Source organism: Paraglaciecola sp. 20A4 (assembly GCF_011378905.1).
In the GTDB taxonomy this organism is placed as follows: Bacteria; Pseudomonadota; Gammaproteobacteria; order Enterobacterales; family Alteromonadaceae; genus Paraglaciecola.
Window position 1 is genome coordinate 202578 of record NZ_WTPY01000003.1, and the last position, 21927, is coordinate 224504.

Annotated in this window: 15 protein-coding genes and 1 pseudogene; 3 read left to right on the plus strand and 13 right to left on the minus strand. The window is 43.0% G+C overall.

What is annotated here, in order from left to right; translation table 11 throughout:
• Window positions 1-35: 35 nt before the first annotated feature.
• The 6 genes and pseudogenes from GQS54_RS05285 to GQS54_RS05310 form a co-directional block, all read right to left on the minus strand.
• Window positions 36-1556, minus strand: a pseudogene (locus GQS54_RS05285) (amidohydrolase family protein).
• A gap of 180 nt (window positions 1557-1736) precedes the next feature.
• A complete protein-coding gene (locus GQS54_RS05290) occupies window positions 1737-4649 on the minus strand; it encodes a TonB-dependent receptor (RefSeq protein ID WP_166422970.1) in 2913 nt (970 codons plus the stop codon).
• 438 nt (window positions 4650-5087) lie between these two features.
• Window positions 5088-6371: a divalent metal cation transporter gene (locus tag GQS54_RS05295; protein ID WP_166422971.1), complete on the minus strand. Its 1284-nt coding sequence runs from the start codon at window positions 6369-6371 to the stop codon at window positions 5088-5090.
• Between the two features lie 86 nt (window positions 6372-6457).
• Window positions 6458-7093: a TetR/AcrR family transcriptional regulator gene (locus GQS54_RS05300; protein ID WP_166422972.1), complete on the minus strand. Its 636-nt coding sequence runs from the start codon at window positions 7091-7093 to the stop codon at window positions 6458-6460.
• Between the two features lie 195 nt (window positions 7094-7288).
• Window positions 7289-8617 (minus strand): M20 family metallopeptidase, encoded by a 1329-nt coding sequence (locus GQS54_RS05305; protein ID WP_166422973.1) that lies wholly within the window; start codon window positions 8615-8617, stop codon window positions 7289-7291.
• Between the two features lie 41 nt (window positions 8618-8658).
• The gene (locus tag GQS54_RS05310) at window positions 8659-10194 is read right to left on the minus strand and encodes an amidohydrolase family protein (protein WP_240919833.1); all 1536 of its coding nucleotides are present in this window, start codon (window positions 10192-10194) and stop codon (window positions 8659-8661) included.
• Between the two features lie 407 nt (window positions 10195-10601).
• Here GQS54_RS05310 and GQS54_RS05315 point away from each other — a divergent pair, with 407 nt between their 5' ends.
• On the plus strand, window positions 10602-10913 hold the full coding sequence (locus GQS54_RS05315; protein ID WP_166422974.1) for a transposase: 312 nt from the start codon (window positions 10602-10604) through the stop codon (window positions 10911-10913).
• A gap of 455 nt (window positions 10914-11368) precedes the next feature.
• Here GQS54_RS05315 and GQS54_RS05320 read toward each other — a convergent pair whose 3' ends face one another.
• From GQS54_RS05320 to GQS54_RS05340, 5 genes are all read right to left on the minus strand, one after another.
• Window positions 11369-12904, minus strand: coding sequence for a M20/M25/M40 family metallo-hydrolase (locus tag GQS54_RS05320; RefSeq protein WP_166422975.1), 1536 nt, complete (start codon window positions 12902-12904; stop codon window positions 11369-11371).
• 935 nt (window positions 12905-13839) lie between these two features.
• Window positions 13840-14193, minus strand: a complete 354-nt coding sequence (locus GQS54_RS05325) for a cupredoxin domain-containing protein (RefSeq protein WP_166422976.1) — start codon at window positions 14191-14193, stop codon at window positions 13840-13842.
• A gap of 21 nt (window positions 14194-14214) precedes the next feature.
• Complete coding sequence (locus tag GQS54_RS05330; RefSeq protein WP_166422977.1) at window positions 14215-16464, minus strand: heavy metal translocating P-type ATPase; 2250 nt, start codon at window positions 16462-16464, stop codon at window positions 14215-14217.
• The gene (locus GQS54_RS05335; RefSeq protein ID WP_166422978.1) at window positions 16454-16885 is read right to left on the minus strand and encodes a MerR family DNA-binding protein; all 432 of its coding nucleotides are present in this window, start codon (window positions 16883-16885) and stop codon (window positions 16454-16456) included. The genes GQS54_RS05330 and GQS54_RS05335 overlap by 11 nt, the downstream gene beginning before the upstream one ends.
• Window positions 16886-17212: 327 nt before the next feature.
• Window positions 17213-18133, minus strand: coding sequence for a diguanylate cyclase (locus GQS54_RS05340; RefSeq protein WP_166422979.1), 921 nt, complete (start codon window positions 18131-18133; stop codon window positions 17213-17215).
• A gap of 405 nt (window positions 18134-18538) precedes the next feature.
• Here GQS54_RS05340 and GQS54_RS05345 point away from each other — a divergent pair, with 405 nt between their 5' ends.
• Both GQS54_RS05345 and GQS54_RS05350 read left to right on the plus strand, forming a co-directional pair.
• Window positions 18539-19537: a 2-hydroxyacid dehydrogenase gene (locus tag GQS54_RS05345; protein WP_166422980.1), complete on the plus strand. Its 999-nt coding sequence runs from the start codon at window positions 18539-18541 to the stop codon at window positions 19535-19537.
• On the plus strand, window positions 19515-20639 hold the full coding sequence (locus GQS54_RS05350; protein WP_166422981.1) for an ATP-dependent 6-phosphofructokinase: 1125 nt from the start codon (window positions 19515-19517) through the stop codon (window positions 20637-20639). Before GQS54_RS05345 ends, GQS54_RS05350 begins: the two co-directional genes overlap by 23 nt.
• Here GQS54_RS05350 and GQS54_RS05355 read toward each other — a convergent pair.
• Entirely contained in the window at window positions 20620-20967 is a 348-nt protein-coding gene (locus tag GQS54_RS05355; RefSeq protein WP_166422982.1) for a rhodanese-like domain-containing protein, read from the minus strand. The genes GQS54_RS05350 and GQS54_RS05355 overlap by 20 nt on opposite strands.
• Before the next feature lie 81 nt (window positions 20968-21048).
• Window positions 21049-21843, minus strand: coding sequence for a helix-turn-helix domain-containing protein (locus tag GQS54_RS05360; RefSeq protein WP_166422983.1), 795 nt, complete (start codon window positions 21841-21843; stop codon window positions 21049-21051).
• Window positions 21844-21927 lie beyond the last annotated feature (84 nt).

The following is a 21927-nucleotide window of genomic DNA, read 5'->3' on the forward strand; positions in this document are numbered from 1 at the left end:
ACTTATCGATAGGTGATGTCTATATATCAGGCAATCTATTGGCTTTTTGCTGCATCTACTAGTGTTCTAACATCTGCTAACAACGCCTTTGCGTCATAAACAATACCGTCTTTCACCGTGTAGTTAACGCCACCTACGCGAGTGGGTTTATTGTCATCGCCTAAGCGAAAATGGCCTGTGCCATAAAGTACCTTTAAGTTGCGTAACGGATTTTCTGCCACTATCACCAGATCAGCCTTTTTACCGACACGAATTGAACCAATGTCATCTGCCATGCCCAAGGCTTCAGCTCCGTTTATGGTTGCGGCTTGAATCACTTCTAAGGCATTAAACCCTGACTCCCGTAATAGCTCTAGTTCGCGAATATAACTAAAGCCATAAATTTTGAAAATGTATCCAGCATCGGACCCTGCCGTTACTCGGCCACCATGATTTTTATAATCATTCAAAAAGCCCATCTATTGTTGATAGTTCTTTTTCCATGCGATTTCATCATCGGTTGTCCAGTCAAACCAATAAGAGCCATGGGCATTCCGATTGGGCTGAAAAAAGTCCCACAAGGTCGGTAAGGTGTATTCGTCGTGCCAGTCAGCATTCATATCGCGCATTAGATCACGGCTCGCTTCATATATAGTCAACGTAGGATCAAGCGTTAAATCAAGTGCAATAAGTTCATCACGTACGTCAAGCCATTTGGTAGTGCCCTTTTTCGCGGCTTGATCCCATAATCGGCCAGCTTCGCCAAATCGGTCTTGTTCGTTGTTGTAATTGTAATCCGGAGAATAATTTTGAATGTGTTGATGTTCAAAAAGTGCTTCAGGTAGCCCATACCAATGCTCCATGCTTGTCAGCCCTAATCGAGCTGAATCGAGTACATTCATATTGGTTACATCAAGCTGTGCGTGGTGCATCATACTACGCAAACCTTGCTTTTTTGCCTCGGTTAACGCGGCTTTCATAATCTCTGGCGGAGCACCAAAAAATTTAATCCCCTTCGCCCCTTTTTTGGCAATCATTTTCACCCACTTCTGGGCTTGCTTGGGTGTGGTAATGGGGTCATCTAATCCTAACCCAAAGCTAAAATATGGAATGATGCGAGGCGCTGCGATGGTGTTGTCTGCGCTGCGTTTAACATGCTCCATCACCCACGGTATACCATTAAAGCTGCCAGGCTCACGCAATGTAGTTATGCCATGGCCAAGCATCAGTTTGAAAACATATTCAGCGGGAATATTATCTGCACTGCCGCCAATATGACCATGCATTTCGATAAAGCCTGGCAGTACATACTGCCCCTCAATGTTAATTTCCTTGTCACCTTTTTCTGCAACAGGGCGCTTATTTGCATTGATAGGCACGCCTGGGTTTCCAACGCTAACAATGCGCGTAATACGGTCGTTCTTAATAACGATATCCATAGGTCCCTGGGCTGGAGCACCCTCGCCGTTTATTAATATACCGCCGCGTAAAATTAAACGTTGATATGGTCCTTCCCCTTCTACCCGTTGAGGAGCGCTTTTGTCACCTTTGGCTACAGCATACGGTGAAATGGCCATAAAACTGAGGGATAAGCTAAGGAGTAATAGTATTTTTTTGTTCATTGACGTTCCCTTTATAGGAATGGTTAAAGCGCAGTGGCTAGAAACACTGCACCTGAAATTGCTCAAGTACTTAAACAGCAAAACAACAGTATTTGGTTTTCACCAAATACTGTTCACAAATTTCGTCGTTCAGGACTAGAACTTATGACTCACTCTTACATAGCCAGACCGGCCGAATAGTCGATAAGTAGAAGGGTCCGTAGACGCATTAAAAGCCGCTTCTATATAAGGAGGTGCTTCGTTTGTTATGTTAGTTACCCCTAATGTAAGGTTAGTACCAAACTCAAAGGCGTAATTAACACTCACATCATGATAAAGCTGAGCTTCCACTTTTTGCACAAAGCCTTCGCCAAAACCTGCGATGATTGTCCCTAGATAGGCATTCGGTTTATCAAGCGCTGATATATATTCGGTTAAATACGTAGCGGTTAGGTTTCCGTAACGCCAGTTCACAGAAGTGTTAATTCTATTTTCAGCGTAACTTGCGTTGTCACCCGCATCAAAAGTGCCGACTTTATCTATCTCTACGGCACCTTCATAGGCTATTTCACTGCGCTTAAGATAATGCGTCCATGTCAGTCCTAAATCGATATCTCCCCAGCTATTCATCCCTATGCGATAATTTAACTCAGTATCCACACCACTGGCATCAAGTGAAGCTAAGTTTGAATTTGGTGTGTCTATGTATTCTAAACGACCATCGGGTAAACGATGAATTGCATCACACTGCTCCTGTCTTCCCGACTTGATGCAAAGATCCAGCACCTGACCTGATGAAATAGTACTGATCACGTCGTCCAGTTCTACCGTCCAATAATCCAAAGTAAGGCTGAAACCATCTATAAATTCAGGAGACCAAGCTAAGCCTACCGTTAGGGTGTTACCTGTTTCAGGCTCTAAGTTGATGTTACCACCGGTGCGTTCGCTTAGCTGGGTATCACTTTGCACCCAACCACCCGCCGGAGCGCCAGTTGCAAGGCAACGAGATTGTTCTTCAGAGGATAATTGCGGAAAACTTGTTGTGTTACACAAGCCTTGTACCTGCGGTAAAATCTCGCCTTCAGGAGAAAAAAGATCTTGGATACTGGGTTCACGGAACACCTCTCCAATAGTAGTGCGCAATAGTAAGCCATCAAAAGGCTGAAACTTGACCCCAAACTGGGTGGTGACATTACCACCGAAATTACTGAAATTATCGTAACGCACACCCGCATTGGCAGACAGCTTCATTTCGTCATCGTCAATAATAGGCGCTGAAAATTCACCGAAAAATGAACTAATGTTATAAGAACCTCTTACACCTCTATTCGTGGTGCCAGTAATTTGTCCAAAGTGACGGGCGGAGTCCACGTCATTAACAAATTCATTGCGGCGGTGCTCGTAACCAAATGCGGCGCCTAACGGCCCAGCAGGTAACTCCATCAGCTCACCGACCGCGGTAACGTTGAAAACATCTAATTGCGCCCGCAGAGTATTCACAACAGGGGCTGATACGTACTCCATCATTTCAGCAGTCACCGTGCCAGTGCCACCAAATAGATTCAACGGTACACAATCCATGATAGGACGCGCTACTGTTCCGCAGGTAACGGTTCCGTTTTCAGATATAAACGAAGGACCTAACGCCTTTGATACATTGGGACCAAACAATTGACCAGTATGCGTATCTGTTCTGCTTCTATATCCATAGTTATAGCTAGCATCCCATTCCCAAGTGTCTAAAACTTCACCTTTAAAACCAATTACACCCTGAAACTGCGTGATGTCTTGCTCAAACGCACGGATCCCTTCTTCCATACGTCGTCTGACCTGAATCACATCGTCGCCAAACGGGTTGTATATATTATCTCTTGAGATCCCATTTTGGTAAGCTTGTTCGCCGTTCGAGTCCAATTGAGGTGAGCCATCTGCATTAAAAACAGGGACTGGGTATGCAGGGTCAATTTCTGTCGAATACGCCAGCGGGGCAATTTCTTGACGAGACTCGGTATGATTCATTCTGAATGATGCATAGCTTGAAACATGCTCGTTAAGTTTTAAATTTGCTTCTGAAAATATATTGATACGCTCATACGGCGTTTGTAAATAATTAGACGGGGCATAGTTATAAGAGTCGTTTGACGGGTCAAATGCAGCACCGTTGTATTGGCGGGCATTGCCGGTAATGGGGTCAAAAGTGACTGAGTTAGAACTGATGGGATCAATCCCTAAATTTGTATATGCGGGTGACCCCGTATTAAAATTAAAGTTACCGGTTGGGATCCTCGAACTACCAAAACCAACAACAGTATAATCATTTGCATTATTCGCTGGTGTTACAAACCCGCGAGAGCCAAAGTTATCAGGATCCGTTACAAAATAGGTATCTTGAAAAAAATCAACGTTGGTATCACGCTGATAAACACTTTCTTGGGTGGTGTACTCTGCCCCCAAAACAATATTAAAATCGCTCACCGTCTTGCCCATTATCAGGCTGGTCGTTTCTTGACGCCCCGCGTCCGCTTCTAGTGAATCCGATACTTGAACGCTAACTTCAAGACCTTCGAAATCATTGACGGTAATAATGTTAACGACCCCTGCCACTGCATCCGCACCGTATATTGCAGATGCACCATCTTTTAGTATTTCTACTTGTTTTATCATAGATGATGGAATGGTTTGAAAATCTCCGCCGTCCACTAAACGGCGTCCATTGATCAACACCAACGTTCGATTAGAGCCCAAACCTCTTAAATCGACTCGCACTGTCCCTGTTCCATCGAATGACGCGGTTCCATTTGTTGTTGTGCCAACGGGTGAGCCTGACATGGCAGGTAATCTTTGTATGAGTGAACCCACATCGGTGATCCCCGTTGCCACCATGTCCGCTTGCGTAATGACGGTTACGGGGTTTGCGCCTTCTAGGTCAGTTTGCTTTAAACGAGAACCAGTGACGCTGACTCTTTCCACTTCGGATTCATTCTCAGCTGCTAGAGCGACTAAAGGTTGAAGCACTAGAGAAAGTGCTAGCGCTATTTTTGTCAATTTATGTGCATTTGTTGTAGTCATTTCTCACCATTATTATTGTGTGTTTATTATGTGAATGCGAATTTACATTCACATGTATATCACTCAATAACTTTTACTGTCAATAGTTCAAAATTTAACTTACACCGACGTTTTATCTTTTTTGAGAGAAAAATTCAGATCATTTACCATGGTCAAAGCCTTGTTGAATACAAGGTTCTCAGAACTATTAATACCCATCGCAACACGTGTTTTTTATAACCACGCGTAACGTTTCCCGACGGATACCATGGTTTTCTTTGGATCGATAAAAGCGTTAAAAACAATTTCGCCGCAAAGGCAATCGCCAGTCACTTTCATGCTATCGTCTGGGTGAATATGTGCTTTACACAAGTCTTATGAAAGCACAAAAAAGTTTTAAATTAACGCTTCAGTGATGCGATGCTAAATGCGCTTCAGGAGTGACTATCAGCTCTTCTGTCAAAACAAAAACTTCCAACAAATATAGAACACACTAAAGAGCGTAAGTATGCTTAAACAGCACAGGGTGTATAGGCGAAATAAGCCTTGTGGTTTATATTGGGCGTCAACATCGGCCCCCATCATGACCTTGTAATTTAACCAAGCGTAAATAGGTGCACTGACAAAAGACACCGTAGTCACAAAATCGAGTAGCGCGGTGATGTCGGCGCTAAAGTCAGAGATTATCCACCAACTGCCAAAGGCAAGTACGCTTAGCGCAACTATGTAAACGACATTCCCTTTGCGAGCATGTTGAGCATCATCGCTGCCATCAAGGGGTATCGGGGTATTGTGGGCATGGTTAAGCTGATAGGCGCGTTTCCACACTTGCGGGAAACCATCGGCGACGGCAAACGTTGAGGAAAACAGCGCCACAAATGTGACGATCGCCATTAATAGCCAGCTCCATTCCCCTAAGGCATTGCTGTAAATACCCACGAGCTGTCCAGCAAACGCCGCGGCTGAACTGGCAAAACCTTCACCTTGACCAAACATCAACAGTGCGCCCAGCCACAAGAATATGATGGCTAGCAACAAACTGGCGGCATAACCTACGTTGAAATCAGTGGTTGCATCTTTTGCGTTTTGAACGCCAGGTTTTGCTCCGCGAGATAAGATCCATAAAGAGTGCCACACCGATACTTCAATTGCGGTTGGCATCCAGCCTATTAATGCCACAATAAAGGCGATGCTTGCCATCGAACCCACTTCGATTGTGGGTACGCCTTCGCTAGGGCTAAACCCCAAGCGCCCAACAGCGGCAAACCACGCTATGATGCTGCAAATAACCAACACTAACATCATCCACTTTAAAAGAGTGTTGAGGAGTTTGTAATGACCTATCAATAATACTGTGCACACGATCCCCAGGACCAATGCGGCCCACTGGGAAAGGGATAACACATCACCAAATAAATTCATGGCCAGTGCTGCCGTGACAATTGTTACCCCTGACTGCACAAAAAACATGGTGATAAAAGTGAGGCCCAAGAACAAATAAAATGCCCAGTTACCCACACTGCGATAACCATCGAGTAAGCTTTTGCCAGTTAACCCTGCGTATTTGGGGCCGAATAAGAAAAAGGGATATTTCACTATATGGGCTAGCAAAATAAAGCCTAATAACGCAAAACCGAAATCTGCGCCGGCGCGAGTTGATTGCACGATATGTGATACACCAATACTGGTAGCGGCCCAAACAATACCAGGGCCTAACACGGCCATTATTTTTGCTAATTTCATACTCGGATTTCTCGAATCATAATTGTACTTGCGATGTGTTCAATGTGTTGCTTCATTCGTATTGCCCAACGGTGACTAAGGACTCATCAATCGAGTCCGTGTTGCAAATACAGTATTAACATTTTCGCTAGCTCGTCGCACAAGGCAACAGAGTCTAATTCGCACGCGATAGACGGGGTAATGTCGGGATAAAGCACTTTATCGAGCAATGCGGTGATCATAGTGAAAATCACCATATTGGCCGCAGACGGTTTATCGCTGGCATTAATGTTGTCACTAAACCTAAGCAATATATTGCTAATACGGCTATACAAAAGGCGCCGGTCAATTAAAGCGTCACCGGCCACTATGTCAGTATGCAAACGAGAATTAAGATGGATGGTGCGAAATAAGCTACGATTAGCAGCAAAAAAATGATGCGTCTGCTGAGTTATCCCGCTCACCGCTTCAGGCAACGTCGTAAACGACTCGTTTTCTAGCTTACCTATCCACTCTATCATCTCACTACCAAAATCTTGGTACAGCAGTGGCAACAGCGCTTCTTTGTTCTTGAAACGCCTATAAAAGGTACCGACTGACACACCAGCGTGATCGCATAACTCTTTAATGCTGATATGTTCGAAAAACTTGCTTTGCAGGCAGTGGTGCACCGCGGCCATTAGTTTTCGCTGAGTATCTTGACTACGTAATTGTTTGGCTGGAATAACACTTAGGGTTGGCATAGCTAAATTTTTTACCTTAAATCACTTATACATCACAGGTTTGCGACACAAAATAGCGACCGAATCATGCCGTTTTTGAGTAAAAACAGCAATATAAGAATATTCTTGCTACAGGTAAAACTGTTGCAGAATAATTCCTATATCGCAGTGTGACTCTAAAGGCGCTGGGCACGTATGAGTGTTCGATAGTGAGCGCTATTCAGCGGTATCTGTTTTAGACCCCGTGTAATCCAGTGCTAATTGCGTAAGGGCAGCCGTACCGATAGGCAACGCTTTTTCATCCGCAAAGAAATATGGCGAGTGATTACTCGGTGCTTTTGACGCGTCTTGGCCTACAGGTGTGCCACCTAAAAATACAAATACACTCGGTACTTCAAGGGCATAGAATGAGAAATCTTCGGCACCGGTAATTTTTGGCATCACCAACACGTTACCTTCGCCTGCTACCTTATTTAAACTAGGTAGCATTTGTTCGGTAAGGGCTGGGTTGTTGATAGTCACTGGGTAACCTTCGTTAATTTCAACCTCTGCGGTGGCGCCAGAAGCCGCTGCAATGTGGGTAGCGGTATGTTTGATTTTATCAAATATTTGTTGGCGGTTGTTCATATCGAAGTTACGAATTGTGCCAACCATCTCTACCTTTTCAGGGATAATATTGCTGCGCACGCCACCGGATATTTTCCCAAAAGATACAATCGCGGGCTCTTTGGTAATGTCAATTTGACGACTAATAATATGGTTAACCCCTGTTACGACTTGGGCTGCAGCTGATATTGGGTCCACTCCGTTCCAAGGGGTTGAGCCGTGGGTTTGCGTGCCGTGGATCGCAATTTCGAAACTGTCTGAGCTGGCCATTAACGGGCCGCTGCGATAGCCAATTTGCCCGGTGTTTAAGCCCGATGTGATATGCAGACCAAAGGCCACGTCTGGTTTGTACTTATCAAAGATACCTTCTTTTAACATAAGTTCAGCGCCGCCTTCTTCTCCCTGAGGAGCGCCTTCTTCAGCAGGTTGAAAGACAAACATTACCGTACCGTGAAGCTGTTTTTTCATGCCAGCAAGTACCTCAGCCGCGCCCATTAACATGGCGACATGAGTATCATGACCGCAGGCGTGCATAATGCCTACATCCACGCCGCGATAGTTAGTAGTTTTGGTTGAGGCAAACGGCAGATCGACTTTTTCAGTTACTGGTAAGGCGTCCATATCAGCGCGTAACATCACAGTAGGGCCAGGTAAATCGCCTTTTAATATGCCCACCACGCCGGTATAGCCGATGTTTCGCTCTACTTGCATGCCTAGCTTTTCAAGATGCGAGGCAGCAATTTCTGCGGTGCGCGTTTCACGATTGCCCAGTTCAGGGTGTTGATGAATGTCTCTGCGCCAAGCTACAACATTTTTTTCAACGGCGTGTAATTGTGTTGTGGGAACGTCGCTCGTGTTTGCATTTGCCGAGACAGCAAATGAACTGATGGCTGCACAAAGGGCTAGTGTGATTGCTTTAGGTCGCTGTGTTTTTATCATGTCATGTTCCTTTTTTAGTTGTCGAATTACGCTTAGGCAAATTAATGCAGCCCGACGACAGATTTAGTGCGCTGCACAATCTTGCTGACGTTGTAACCCACGCCATTTTTAAATACCACGGCCATGTTTCGAATGGCGCTCGTGTCGTTAATCAATTCGCCATTTATTAACACTAAATCAGCTTGTTTTCCTGCTTCAATGGAACCAACGTTATTGTCACGCTCTAAAAACGTAGCGCCGTTTAATGTGGCAATTTTAATCGCTTGTTCGATAGCAAATCCGGCTTCGACCAATAGTTCGATTTGTCTTTGATTTGAGAAACCTGCGATCACGCCGCCGTATCCCGTAGGGTCGGTGCCAGCCATTAACATGCCACCTGCTTCAACAAACTTCTTCTCAAGCTGCATCATTTTTTTAAAGACGATAGGCCAAGTTGCGTTTTCTTGCTCAGCGATTTTTTGCCATTGCGTTTCGTATTGTTCACGTACTTGAGGAATGAGCGCTTCAAGAGCAAGTGGATACGCTTTAGGGCGGCCTTGGGTATAGGTTTCAAATACCGTTAAAGTGGAAGTAAGCGCCACATTCTTACTGACGAGTAAAGCAATTAGCGCGTCAACTTCAGGGGCGTTAATATCTAAATCAACCAGTGATTGATGAAGATCGCTCCCTGGGCACTCATCTTTCTTTTTGTCTTTCACAAAGTCGGTAGCAGCGAAAAATCCATGCTCTAAATTATCAATGCCTAACTCTGCGGCTTCTTTATAGGTAATAGAGCATAAATGCCCGGTGACTTTGCGGCTTCGTTGATGAGCAGAGGACACGACTTGGGCTAATTCGTCTTGGTGAATATGCATATAGGCTTTATATGACGTTACGCCTTCTTGATCCCAATACTGCATCATGTTTTTAGCATCTTGTGCATCGCGCAGTGATTTAATTTTTAAAATAGGCAGCCCTGGGCCATTTAAGTACGGAGCGGTTACGTCTATATCCGGCCCCATTGTTTTTCCGTGATTAATGGCATCGCGCAAATTTAAATCGCCATAAGGGGCTGTAGTACCCGCAGTGCGAATGGTGGTGGCACCTCCCGCGAGGTATAAACGAGGGAAGCTGTAGAGCATTTCAGTGTAATGAGCGTTGCCCGTAGGGTAAAACATGTGTTCATGCATCATCACCAAACCTGGGATTAATGTTTTGCCCGCGCCGTCAATAATATGCGTTGATGCACTTGGGCTTATATCTGCTGAGGAGCCAAGCGCTTCGATTCGTCCAGATTTAATGATGACGGTCTGATTCAATTTAGAGGCCGTTCCTGTTCCATCAATCAAGGTGACATTGACGATGGCGATCTCGTTCTGAGCGTAGCTGATAAATTCTTCATCAATAGCGTGAGCAGCCACCGAGCTTAATAACCCGCTGGCGAGCATGAATAATGAACGGAAACGGCAAAAGGCCAAGGGAGTGCTATTTGTATGAGGCATGTAGTCGTCTCTAAGGGTTAATGAACTGGTTTCAAGAAAGCGAACGTCAAACTGATAGCCACATAGTACTCCGATAATTAAGGTTTTGTAAATCATGATTCACATAAAAGTAATGTGTGTGCTGTTAATCCCTTTACGGCTGCAGATTGTGTTTCTAATTAGTAAATGTTATTTATTTTTAAGTGCATGATTTACTGATTAATATTTACATTTCGCTGTGTTTTCATGCGCAGTTTTCGCCTTTAATAACATCCTAGGTTTGCCAGATATCCGCAGCTCATAGGGAAAGTACTGGTTTTTTTGTATCGTACACTTTCCACCCATATCACTAAAAAGCAGGCTACAACAAACAGACGGCACCAACGAGTCCGGTCACACCGATCCCACGATTTTGCTCAGCCCTTACAAAATTGATGGGCGCGCTTTTGAACACCAGAAGATTGGTCCTGAAGGGCTTGATAGCAGGACGCCCTAATTAAATTAAATTAAATATCCATTTTCATATGCTATACCTCGATGGTGTATATGCCGAAGATAACTATGGCAAAACGCGGTTTCACCCGACAAAATGTGAATTGAATAGTTCTATTCATCGCATTAGCTTGCGGCAGGTACGTTACCAACTAAAAACACCCTACCGTGACGGCACCACCCGTGACAAGCGCGGTCATGTGATCTTTGAGCTCTTGGATATTATTGCTCGTTTAGCGGCGGTGGTGCTCAAACCCAGTGTTGATCTGACGCATTTAGATGAGAAACATCCTTATTTCTCCCCTTTCGGGCAACCTATGGTTGTCCAAATTCATTCCAGATGAATTAGTCATTGTGTATTTACACCAAACAGCCAACACCACGTGACAATAACACTCGCTAGACGAAATAAGGCTAAACAAGCATTTCCTACAGGGCAGGAAAAAACACGGGCAAAAAAACAATCAATAACGCGGGCGCAAAGATTTAAATGGGGTTTTGGAATAGAAATAGATACCTGTGGGCAATGCGGTGGTGCGGTTGAAGTTATATCGAGCCTCGAAGATACGTTGGTGATCCAAAATATACCCTGTCACCTGAATACAACTTAAGTCGCTGTGGTTTTCGATATTGAGAGCTAATGTAGAAATATACTGACAATTATTTTCTAATTCCCCCTTTTGTCTTAAAGACTTAACCATCACCGGAACAACTAAGACATGATTTATGCCTGATTTTGACTGGCGATGGTTAATTTAACTTTCAAGTTAAAAGATGGGGGAAAAAGCAGCTAATTATCTTAAAACTCATACATTAATAACGACAAGGATGTATGGATCCCTTGTTTAATGTTACCTATTCTTATATTTTCATTCGGGTTATGTTGACTATTATCCATATTTACCATTGGTATAATGACGGTCGGTATACCAAGGATATTGATAACGGGGACAATAGGCACGGTCCCTCCCATCATTCTAATTACCACAGGTTCTTCGTTAAAACCCTTTGCAATACTCGCTCTGACCTTCGTTCCAAAATCTGAATCAGGATCAGTTCTAAATGCATTAGTACCCTGCGAACCGTTGAATTTAACAATTTTTGGATATTGTTTTCTTTGTGCATCGGTGGGATCACTATCTATCACGTAGTACCCTTGCTCTTCGATATGTTTTTTTATTTTTTCAAGCTGCTCGCTCGCTTTTGTTTCTGGCACTAACCTAACATCAAGATGAGCCGTCGCATATTCAGGAATGACAGTTTTTAACCCTTCTCCGGTCCAAGACGTACCGATTTGTCGTACATTTAAAGAAGGGTATTGCAAAGATTCTTGATAATTCGTTCCCACTTTTTCTGCAGCATGGATACCCAAAGCCGTATTAATTTCGTTTGCATCGAAAGGCACGGCATTAAGCAATTTAAGGGTTTCAGCTGAAAGTTCAACGCCTTGGTAATAATCCTTTATTAGTACCCTGCCGTTGCTATCCTTCATAGAAGCGAGAATATTCGCTAAGCTGAACACGGGATTAGGGGAATAATTCCCGTAGTGGCCACTATGCTGAGGTAATTTAGCGCCAAAAGTAGTAATATTAGCGGCTACAATACCTCGGCAGCCAAACGTTACCGTTGGCTTATTTGAACTATGGGCAGGGCCGTCCATCACTATGAAATAGTCCGCTTGGTATCGTTCTTTATATTGGTTTAATGTTGATTTTAATCCACTTGAACCATACTCCTCTTCGGGATCGAAGATTACCTTTACATTAAATTTTGGCTCTTCGCCTTTCATTTTAAGAATTTTAAGCGCTGTTAAAAACATTGTTATAGGTGCTTTATCATCAGCCGCCGCTCGTCCAAAAATTCGCCATTCATCATTAATGGTCTCGTTTAATTTCTGCCAATCTATGCGCGTCCAATTACCGTCGCTATCTTTTTCTTTTAACTCTGGAATAAATGGATTTTCTTGCTCCCACGCATGTTCGTTAACTGGTTGACCATCGATATGAAAATAAAACAAAATGGTTTTATAATCAGGGTTGAATTGTTTTTCAGCTAATAACAAAGGTAATGAATCGGTGGTTAATAAACTCGTTTGGAAGCCCAACTCAGAATACTGATTCTGAGCCCAGTATATATTTTTCATCATCATTTCTGGGTTTGCGGGTAAGTTTGGAATACTCACGAATTCTTTATGCAATAAAATGGTAGCTTTGAAATTCTCATCAACGAGCTGTTTATCCGTCGTTGCTCCGAATACCAGACCTGAAAAGAAAAAGCATATTACTATAGTGGCATTTTTCAGGCCAAGCGTTTGGCATTGATGTATGGTTTTCATTTTATCCCTTTTTCGATTTTATCAGCGGATTTTGGTTTGTTACCCTCAACTATTACAACGTTCTTAATAAGTGCAAAAACTATATTTATTTTTAGTTAAACAGGTGTTTTTTGTACTATAGAGGGGCATAAACTGCACTTTAATGTGTGGAATATACTACTCAGCAAGCTTTGCGCCAATATGGCTTAGTCAATCAAAACCCATTCGAGTAAAAATATAAAAAAGAAAACGTTAAAGCATACCCGCACTATTGATTTGTAATGTATTAGGCTGGTTGAAATCACACCGCCAAGCGAAGCTATATTGCAAGTAACAATGAGCCTGGGCTACTCGCGACAAGCCTGCCGCAACATGCTAAATTCAAATGTCGGCTATTTGCACAGAGATGTCTGACAGATTTGGTTAAGAAATTCTCAGCAAAATGTATGATCGGCTTCCGACAAATCCTATAGGCAGTAACTCGCCAACAAACAACTACTCTACCGTTTAAATCTAACCGTTGAACCGCTCAATACCTTAAAGCACATTTTTCAATGAGAATAGGGAGTGTTGTACTCGTCATCGTTCCATTTCACTTTTTGAAGCCCTTACGTGGTTTGTGCAATCTTCGGCTGGTGCGATTACCTTTTAAAAATGTACCTTAAGGTAATTTTCGATTGCTTCGATATCACCGCGAAAATCCTATCTGCCTTGAAATGTTTTCATGTTGCCTCCCCTTACGTCTTTAATAATGAACGAATCACGCCCCTCAATTTTATGAGGTGAGGTAAAGTGGTGCAGCAACAGATGTGCACTAACTTGGATATAAAAAAAGCCCCCAGACCTTATCAATAAAGGGATGAAGGCTATGTTCATTCACTTAAATTGGCACGTCAAATCGGGGGGGGGGGTACTTATCGGCACAAAGGCGAAATAGTTATCCAGACAACCTTTGGTTAAATAGCGATTAATTTGCCTTTATACATTTGCATTTGACAGTGAAAGTCATACTCACCTTTTTCAAGGGCGGGTAACATCACCCTATTATCTTTTCCTATTTTTAGCTCTTTGCTGATTTCCAATTGAGGAAATATGACCATTTCAGCGCATGGCGCAGCGTCAATACGCTCGAAGCGTAATTGCACCTCTTGACCTGCCTTGACTTGAATATTACTCGGTTGATACACACCATCATTCACAATAATATCCACTTGATTGTCGCTAAATTCGACTTGCTGTGGCTTGTATAACCAAAACCACCATACAATAGCAACAATAAGCACGGCACCTAATATGTTGATTAAAAGCATATTCTGACTCCTTATAAATGATTAGTGGTTTTGTGGTTTGAATAAACGTAAGCGATTAGCATTACTGACCACCGTTAAAGAAGACATTGCCATGGCCGCGCCTGCCACAATAGGGTTGAGCAAAATGCCGAAAAATGGATAAAGCACCCCCGCCGCGATGGGTATACCCGCCACGTTGTATACAAATGCCCCCACTAAGTTTTGTTTGATATTTCGGATTGTGGCTTGACTGATCGCCAGAGCGTCCGCTAAACCATGCAACGAACCTCGCATTAATGTGACATCAGCGCTTTCAATCGCTACATCCGTGCCTGTTCCAATGGCGAAGCCTACATCGGCCTGTGCGAGTGCTGGCGCATCGTTAATACCATCGCCCGTCATACCCACCACTTCACCACGCTCTTGTCGCTTAAGCACCTCATCAAGCTTATCTTGGGGTAATACTTGGGCGATATAATCGTCAATGCCCACACGTTTAGCCACGGCTTTCGCAGTTGCTTCGTTGTCACCTGTTAGCATGACCAAATGCACGCCTTTTTTCTGTAAGCGTTTAATTGCTGCAATTGAATCTGATTTGATTGGATCTGCTACTGCGACCATCGCACTGAACGTATCGCCTAGTGCGAAATACATGGGTGTTTTTGCATCACTGGCTAAGGCTTGTGCTTTTTCGGTTGCTTCACTCACATCAATATTAAACTGTTGCATCAGCGCGATATTACCAAATAACAGACGCTGATCCTGAAACATGCCGGTTACGCCCTTCCCTGTAATAGCATCAAATTCATTTACTTGGCTAAGACTATAGGCCTGTTCCTTAGCATAACTAACAATCGCTTCTGCTAACGGATGCTCTGAACCATTTTCAAGGCTCGCAATCATCGGCATAATATTGTCTTGAGTTTGTTGGTTGTACATCACCACATCGGTGACGATAGGCTGGCCCTGAGTAATAGTGCCCGTTTTGTCGAGGATCATCGTGGTGATTTTAGATGCAGTTTGCAATGCTTCCCCGTTACGGATCAAAATACCTGCTTCGGCGGCTTTTCCGATACCAACCATTACCGACATAGGTGTTGCCAAACCCAGAGCACACGGGCATGCAATGATAAGGACGGTGGTAACTGCAGCGATGGCATATGCGATTGACGGCTGGGGTCCAAAGTTAAGCCAAGCTAAACCAGCAAGTACTGCTAAGATCATAACAATCGGTACAAAGTAACCGGATATCACGTCGGCTAAACGACCAATAGAGGGCTTGGAGTTTTGTGCCCGTTTCACCATATTAATGATATGCGATAACGTCGTATCTTTTCCAACGTGGGTTGCTTTAAATAACATACTGCCCGTTTTGTTCAGGCTGCCCGCCACCAGTTTATCGCCAATGCTTTTGCTCACAGGCATCGGCTCACCCGTTAACATGGATTCATCTACGCTGCTCTTACCCTCGGTTATTTTACCATCTACGGGGAGCTTTTCACCGGGGCGCACACGGATTATATCGTCAAGTTTCACCTGCTCTATAGCAATATCTAGTTCTTGACCATTTCTAATCACGCGGGCTGTTTTAGCTTGTAATCCTATTAAGCGTTTTATGGCCTCTGAGGTGCGTCCTCGGGCTTTAACTTCAAAGGCAAGACCTAAATTGATTAAGCCAATGATCATAGCGGAGGCTTCAAAATACACGTGCCTAGCTACTTCTGGTAACATATCGGGTGCAATCAGTACTATCATTGAATAGACCCATGCGGTGCCAGTCCCCAACGCAATTAAAGTATCCATATTGGCTGAATGATTTTTAAATGACTGCCATGCCCCCACATAAAAGTGCTTCCCTGATGCTACCATTATGCCAAGCGTAACCAGACCAACAATAAGCCACACAATACGTTGTGTGGATGAGTTAACACTCATATCGCCGATAAACAGGCCATATAGCATAAGCGGCACGCCCAGACCCAACGCCATATACACATTACGCATTAGTTTTTTGTAATGGGCTTCGTCAGCTTGCGCTTTTTCATCCAATGCATCTTGTTCAGATTCATTGCTCATAAGTTTGGCGTCGTAGCCAATATTTTGTACCGTCTTAATAAGCACGCTGCTATCAACGTTGCCATCTACACTGACGATACGTTGGGCGAAATTCATTTCTACCAGTTCAACACCTGGTACATCGTTTAGGGCTTTTTCGATTTTGCTAACGCAACTGGCGCAGCTGGCCCCTTCGATAATAAAACTTTGATTTGTGGTCCCATTATTAGGATCCATGATTTGCCTCCTCGGAGCTAGGGTCGACGAATGTTTCGATTAAGCTACAGACCTGTTCAGCGCTTGCACCGTTTGGTGTCGCATCCCATTGTTTTAATGCTGCTTGCATACGGTTTCGTAACTTTAATGTCTCTTGAAATAGGGCTTCAGTTTCAGCTAAACGTTGAGCAATTAATTCTCGGGTTAGCGGACAAGGGCAATGCCCTTGTTCTGACTCATTGATGATGTTTTGTATATCTTTGACGGAAAATCCCAATTGTCGGGCACTTAACACAAAGCGCAATCGCTTCTGATCCCCAGGACTGTATTGATGATAACCGTTGCTGTCGCTGCTGCTTGGCGTTAACAATTTAACCCGTGTGTAATACCGCACAGTATCTGTTGTGACGTCCATTAATTCAGCGAGTTGTTTTACATACATGTGCAGCCCCCCTTAAACGCTCTTTGCCATAAACTAAATTCTTAACTATGAGCATGATGTTAAACCTATGTGTCGCTCATAGGTCAAGGATTCCATTAATTTATTTTCAATAAGCAGTCATCAAATAGAATTTTTAGATTTTCAAGGTACAAAAGATTCGATGACGGCCCGTCAATAGAATAGGATATCGAGGTAAGTAGATGTTTATACAAGTGGCAATGGTGAAATTAAGTGGTCGGATAAACCACATAAGAATTTGAGGCGTGAACAGCTGGACTTTGATAGCGTCCAGCTATGATTAATATACCAACTAGCAAAAATTGATGATTAAACTACTTTATTACGTCCAGTCTGTTTCGCTTTATACAATTTTTTGTCCGCTGAGGAAATGAGATCCATGTTGAAGTCCTGTTCGGGTTCAATTGTGGATATGCCAATACTGACCGTTAAAAATTTATGAGGTGATAACGAATGATTAATTTTTAAGTCGGCTATGGTTTTAATCATTAACCTAGCAACATGATTAGCGCCTAATTCTCCAGTATCTGGTAAAACGCAAACAAACTCTTCGCCCCCATATCGCGCCACAATGTCCAATGGACGACGAAGTGAACCTCTAAGATTAACCGCCACGGTTTTTAATTGGTCGTCCGCATATAAATGCCCATACTGGTCATTAAATTGTTTGAAGTAATCTATATCAACCATTAACAATGATAAAGACTGTTTAGCACGCTTCGCTTGGGCCTTCTGCTGTATCAAATAATCGTCTAAGTAACGGCGATTATAAACACCTGTCAGGCCATCCACATACGCCAATTTTTTAAGTAAATCGGCTTGAAATTTAAGGGTTAAATGCGCCTTTATGCGATTTTTTAACGGCAATGGATTGACCGGCTTCGTTATATAATCAATACCGCCCGCTTGCCAACATGCATTTTCTTCTTCTGCGGCCTGTAACGAGGTAATAAATACAACAGGAATATCGCTTATCTCAGGCGTGTTTTTAATGATTTCACACGTCGCTAGCCCATCAAGTTCGGGCATCACCACATCCATTAAGATAAGATCAGGCGGCTCAGACAAGCAAAGGTTTAAGGCTTCTTGCCCTGTTCTAGCGAATGTTACTATATACAAACCACCCAATATTTGGTTGATAATCTGAATATTAATTGGCTGATCATCCACGATTAATATTCTGGCTGCCTCTAACGAAATATTGGTTGGACCGGCCTTAGGAAGGTTCAAACGTTACTCCTTGATATTGGAAATTATACATACGGTTAATACGGTGAAAAGTGGCCATACACATTCTAAGCAAATTTCGTTCCTGCAATCACAATTAGATTTATTTTTATCTAAAAATCATGTAAACAAAATACCAATTTTCTGAATAGATATATAACGTATCAGTAGTATAATTTTTTCACCTTCAATACAAACTATTTATAGCAAGACTTGGCTTAATTGCAACGCTTAAGTATTTAGCATTTATTGGGGTTATCAATAATACACATTGATTAGAGTTTACTATCGATGACAATAGTATTTTGTCTATTGCTTTACAAAAATTGTCCATCGTCAATACGGGATGGTGTCTGTTTTTGTAAACTCGTTGACGATTACAACTGCTCACTTGAAAGGATAACGGGAATGAAAATCGCTTTTTTTAACACCAAGGCTTATGACCGGGAGTCTTTCACCCGTGAAAACGAGCATTACCATCATGACATTAATTTCTTTGAACCACATCTAAGCTTACAAACCGTTAATTTGATAACAGATGAGACTGCGGTGTGCGTATTTATCAACGATTGTTTAGACGCTGACGTTTTGACAGCACTAAAAGCAAAAGGTGTGCAGTTAATTGCATTACGTTCTGCGGGTTTCAATCATGTAGATTTAGTCGCAGCTGATAATCTTGAGCTACCAGTAGTACGTGTCCCTGCTTACTCGCCTTATGCTGTGGCAGAACATGCAGTGGCGCTTTTAATGACGCTAAATAGACGGGTGCACCGTGCACATAATCGTGTACGTGAAGGTGATTTTTCATTGAATAACCTTATGGGTTACGACGTAAATGGCAAAACCGTTGGGGTCATTGGTACCGGCAAAATAGGGCAAGTATTTTGTAAGATTATGCAAGGTTTCGGGTGCCGCGTTGTCGCTTACGATGTTCAAACCAATCCTGATTGTGTTCAAATGGGCGTAGAGTACCTGCCCTTGGATGAGTTACTTAGCATCAGCGACATTATCTCGCTGCATTGCCCCATTAATGAGAGCACTATGCACATCATTGATGAGCAAGCACTCAGTAAAATGAAGCCTACCGTGACCCTCATTAATACCAGCCGAGGTAAGTTAATAGACACCAAAGCCGTTATCAGGGCCTTAAAAGCACAGCGCATAGGATTATTAGGTTTAGATGTTTACGAGGAAGAAGAAGCGCTATTTTATGAAGACTTTTCTTCTAGCGTAATACAAGACGATGTATTTTCACGTCTTCTTACTTTTCCAAATGTTTTAGTGACCTGCCATCAAGCATTCTTTACCCAAGAGGCGATGAAAAAAATCTCTGAGGTAACTTTAGATAACATTAGTCAGTTTGAAACGAACGGAGTAATACAAAATGGTGTCAAGATCCCAAATTAATGGTTTACGCGTGGCGGTGTTAACGGGTGGTGGTGATTGCCCTGGATTAAACGCTGCCATACGCAGTGTGGCTAAAACATTAATGTTGACTGCAAATGCAGAAATTATTGGTATTGAAGATGGTTTTTTAGGTTTTATTGAGCGCAGGGTACGCACATTAAGTTATCAAGAATGCAGCGGTATTCAGTCTTTAGGTGGCACTATCATTGGTACTAATAACCGTGCAAATCCATTTGATTACAAGGGTAAAGATTGCTCAGCACAGGTAAAGCAATATTATGACGAGCTGGGTTTAGATGCATTAGTCGTTATTGGTGGAGATGGCAGCTTGAGTATTGGTTATGAATTAACCAAACTGGGTATGAATATTGTCGGCGTACCTAAAACAATCGATAATGATTTGATGTGCACTGAACGCACTTTTGGCTTTGATACCGCGGTTAGCATCGTCACTGAGGCTATTGATAGATTGCGCACAACGGGGCAGTCTCATAAACGCATAATGATTGTTGAAACAATGGGGCGAAACGCAGGCTGGATAGCGCTGCACGGCGGTATCGCTGGCGGAGCCGATAGCATATTAATCCCGGAGCATCCTTATGATATCAAGCAAGTCGCTAAGGTTTGTCAAGAACGCATGGGCGCACTGCATTTTTCAATAGTGGTTGTCGCTGAAGGCGCAAGGCCTGCCGACGGAGATATATGTGTACGTGAAACGATAAGCGATAGCCCAGAACCTAAACGACTAGGTGGTATCGGTGAACAACTCAAGCACGAACTATCAGCTTACGTTGACGCAGAAATACGCGCAACGACACTTGGTCATACACAACGTGGCGGCTCACCAACTTCATTCGATCGGATTTTTGCCACTAACCTCGGCAGTTATGCCGCTCGTTTAGTCGCCAATCAACAGTTTAATTGTGCGGTTATCCTCAAAGGTAATCGACTTTCACATGTACCATTAGAGCGTGTAGCAAATAAGACACGCTTTATTCCGGATGATGACCTTACCCTACAAACCGCAGTTTCCATGGGAATATGTTTTGGGACGGATGCACTTGTGCATCCCAATATATCTACTACGAATGAGCCTGAATAATACTCTGTAAATCCCCAGTAATAACGTAAACATGGGTATAACCAATTCTATGTAGCTGTTCTGCACTAAGAGCAGCTCGTACAGCACTGGCACAATGAAGATAAATAGGCCTTGAAAAATCAGGCTCCAGAGCCAGTACTTTCATTTCAAGCACGCCTCGAGGTATATTAATTGCACCAGGTACAGATGATTCTTCATGTTCTGTTGGCTCTCGAACATCGATGAGTAATCCGTTGTCTTTATTACGCAACACCGCTGCAGTTTCACTATCAAAATGCGGAACGTTAACTTTAATTTGTTCTACAAGTTGAGAAAGGGTTTTAGCCATATATTACTCGTTAGTCGTCATTACAAAACCGCTATATTAAAGGATACATTTCCAAAAGTGCAATACCGATTGTGGCAACCACTACTGAAGCATGGCATGTGCACTATGGGATGTTGCATGCAGTAATGCACTATTTTGGCTAACTAACAAACCTGAATCATTAGCGGATTCAATATTGCTCATCAGTTGCAATTGAGGAATATCCAGCAAAGTGACTTGACGACGCTGCACGTCGATTAGTCCTTGTTGTTGCATATTGGTCAGCAATCGACTGATCGTTTCAATAGCCATACCAAGATAGTTAGCAATATCAATGCGCGTCATACTCAAGGTTAATTGATGACTGGATAAACCGCGTTCTGCCAAGCGCGCAGATAAATCAAGCAAGAAGGCTGCAAGGCGTTGCGAAGATGTCATGCAATGAAAACTCATTGTTTGTTGTTGTTGTACCAATAGACTTTTGCTCATATTGGATAGCAATTGCTGACGACCTAACTCAGAACTGGCTAATAAGGCATTTACAGAGTTCAAACTGATGTAACACACGCTGCTCGTTTCAAGAAAGGTAATCGTTTGAGCATGTTTGCGCTGAGCAAAGCCATCTGCACCAATCAAATCACCTGGAAAACAAAATTCAACAATTTGCTCTTCAGCGTTTACCGAAGAGATGCACGCTTTAGCAGAACCAGAACGCATGATGTACAACGCATTAAATGCGTCACCAGCGCAAAACAATTTATCACCACGATGATATATTTTATGGGTCAAAACAGGAATATTGTTCTTATAACCAATTTGCTCGGCGTTTTCCGTGCAGTTTCTTGATAGAGCGCAATGTTCGCATGTAGGGCTTTGTTTAGAATGTGCTTGAGTCATGCTGGTATCCTTTTGGGCTGAAAGAAAAAGCGTGCGTTACTTTTCAGTATAATAGCCAACACCACCTATCATGAGATATGCGGT

Excerpts from the sequence above, each read along its gene's own strand:
- GQS54_RS05290 (WP_166422970.1), bottom strand. The coding sequence starts at position 4,649 with ATGACTACAACAAATGCACATAAATTGACAAAAATAGCGCTAGCACTT.
- GQS54_RS05295 (WP_166422971.1), bottom strand. The coding sequence starts at position 6,371 with ATGAAATTAGCAAAAATAATGGCCGTGTTAGGCCCTGGTATTGTTTGG.
- GQS54_RS05300 (WP_166422972.1), bottom strand. The coding sequence starts at position 7,093 with ATGCCAACCCTAAGTGTTATTCCAGCCAAACAATTACGTAGTCAAGAT.
- GQS54_RS05305 (WP_166422973.1), bottom strand. The coding sequence starts at position 8,617 with ATGATAAAAACACAGCGACCTAAAGCAATCACACTAGCCCTTTGTGCA.
- GQS54_RS05310 (WP_240919833.1), bottom strand. The coding sequence starts at position 10,194 with ATGATTTACAAAACCTTAATTATCGGAGTACTATGTGGCTATCAGTTT.
- GQS54_RS05315 (WP_166422974.1), top strand. The coding sequence starts at position 10,602 with ATGCTATACCTCGATGGTGTATATGCCGAAGATAACTATGGCAAAACG.
- GQS54_RS05320 (WP_166422975.1), bottom strand. The coding sequence starts at position 12,904 with ATGAAAACCATACATCAATGCCAAACGCTTGGCCTGAAAAATGCCACT.
- GQS54_RS05325 (WP_166422976.1), bottom strand. The coding sequence starts at position 14,193 with ATGCTTTTAATCAACATATTAGGTGCCGTGCTTATTGTTGCTATTGTA.
- GQS54_RS05330 (WP_166422977.1), bottom strand. The coding sequence starts at position 16,464 with ATGGATCCTAATAATGGGACCACAAATCAAAGTTTTATTATCGAAGGG.
- GQS54_RS05335 (WP_166422978.1), bottom strand. The coding sequence starts at position 16,885 with ATGTATGTAAAACAACTCGCTGAATTAATGGACGTCACAACAGATACT.
- GQS54_RS05345 (WP_166422980.1), top strand. The coding sequence starts at position 18,539 with ATGAAAATCGCTTTTTTTAACACCAAGGCTTATGACCGGGAGTCTTTC.
- GQS54_RS05350 (WP_166422981.1), top strand. The coding sequence starts at position 19,515 with ATGGTGTCAAGATCCCAAATTAATGGTTTACGCGTGGCGGTGTTAACG.
- GQS54_RS05355 (WP_166422982.1), bottom strand. The coding sequence starts at position 20,967 with ATGGCTAAAACCCTTTCTCAACTTGTAGAACAAATTAAAGTTAACGTT.
- GQS54_RS05360 (WP_166422983.1), bottom strand. The coding sequence starts at position 21,843 with ATGACTCAAGCACATTCTAAACAAAGCCCTACATGCGAACATTGCGCT.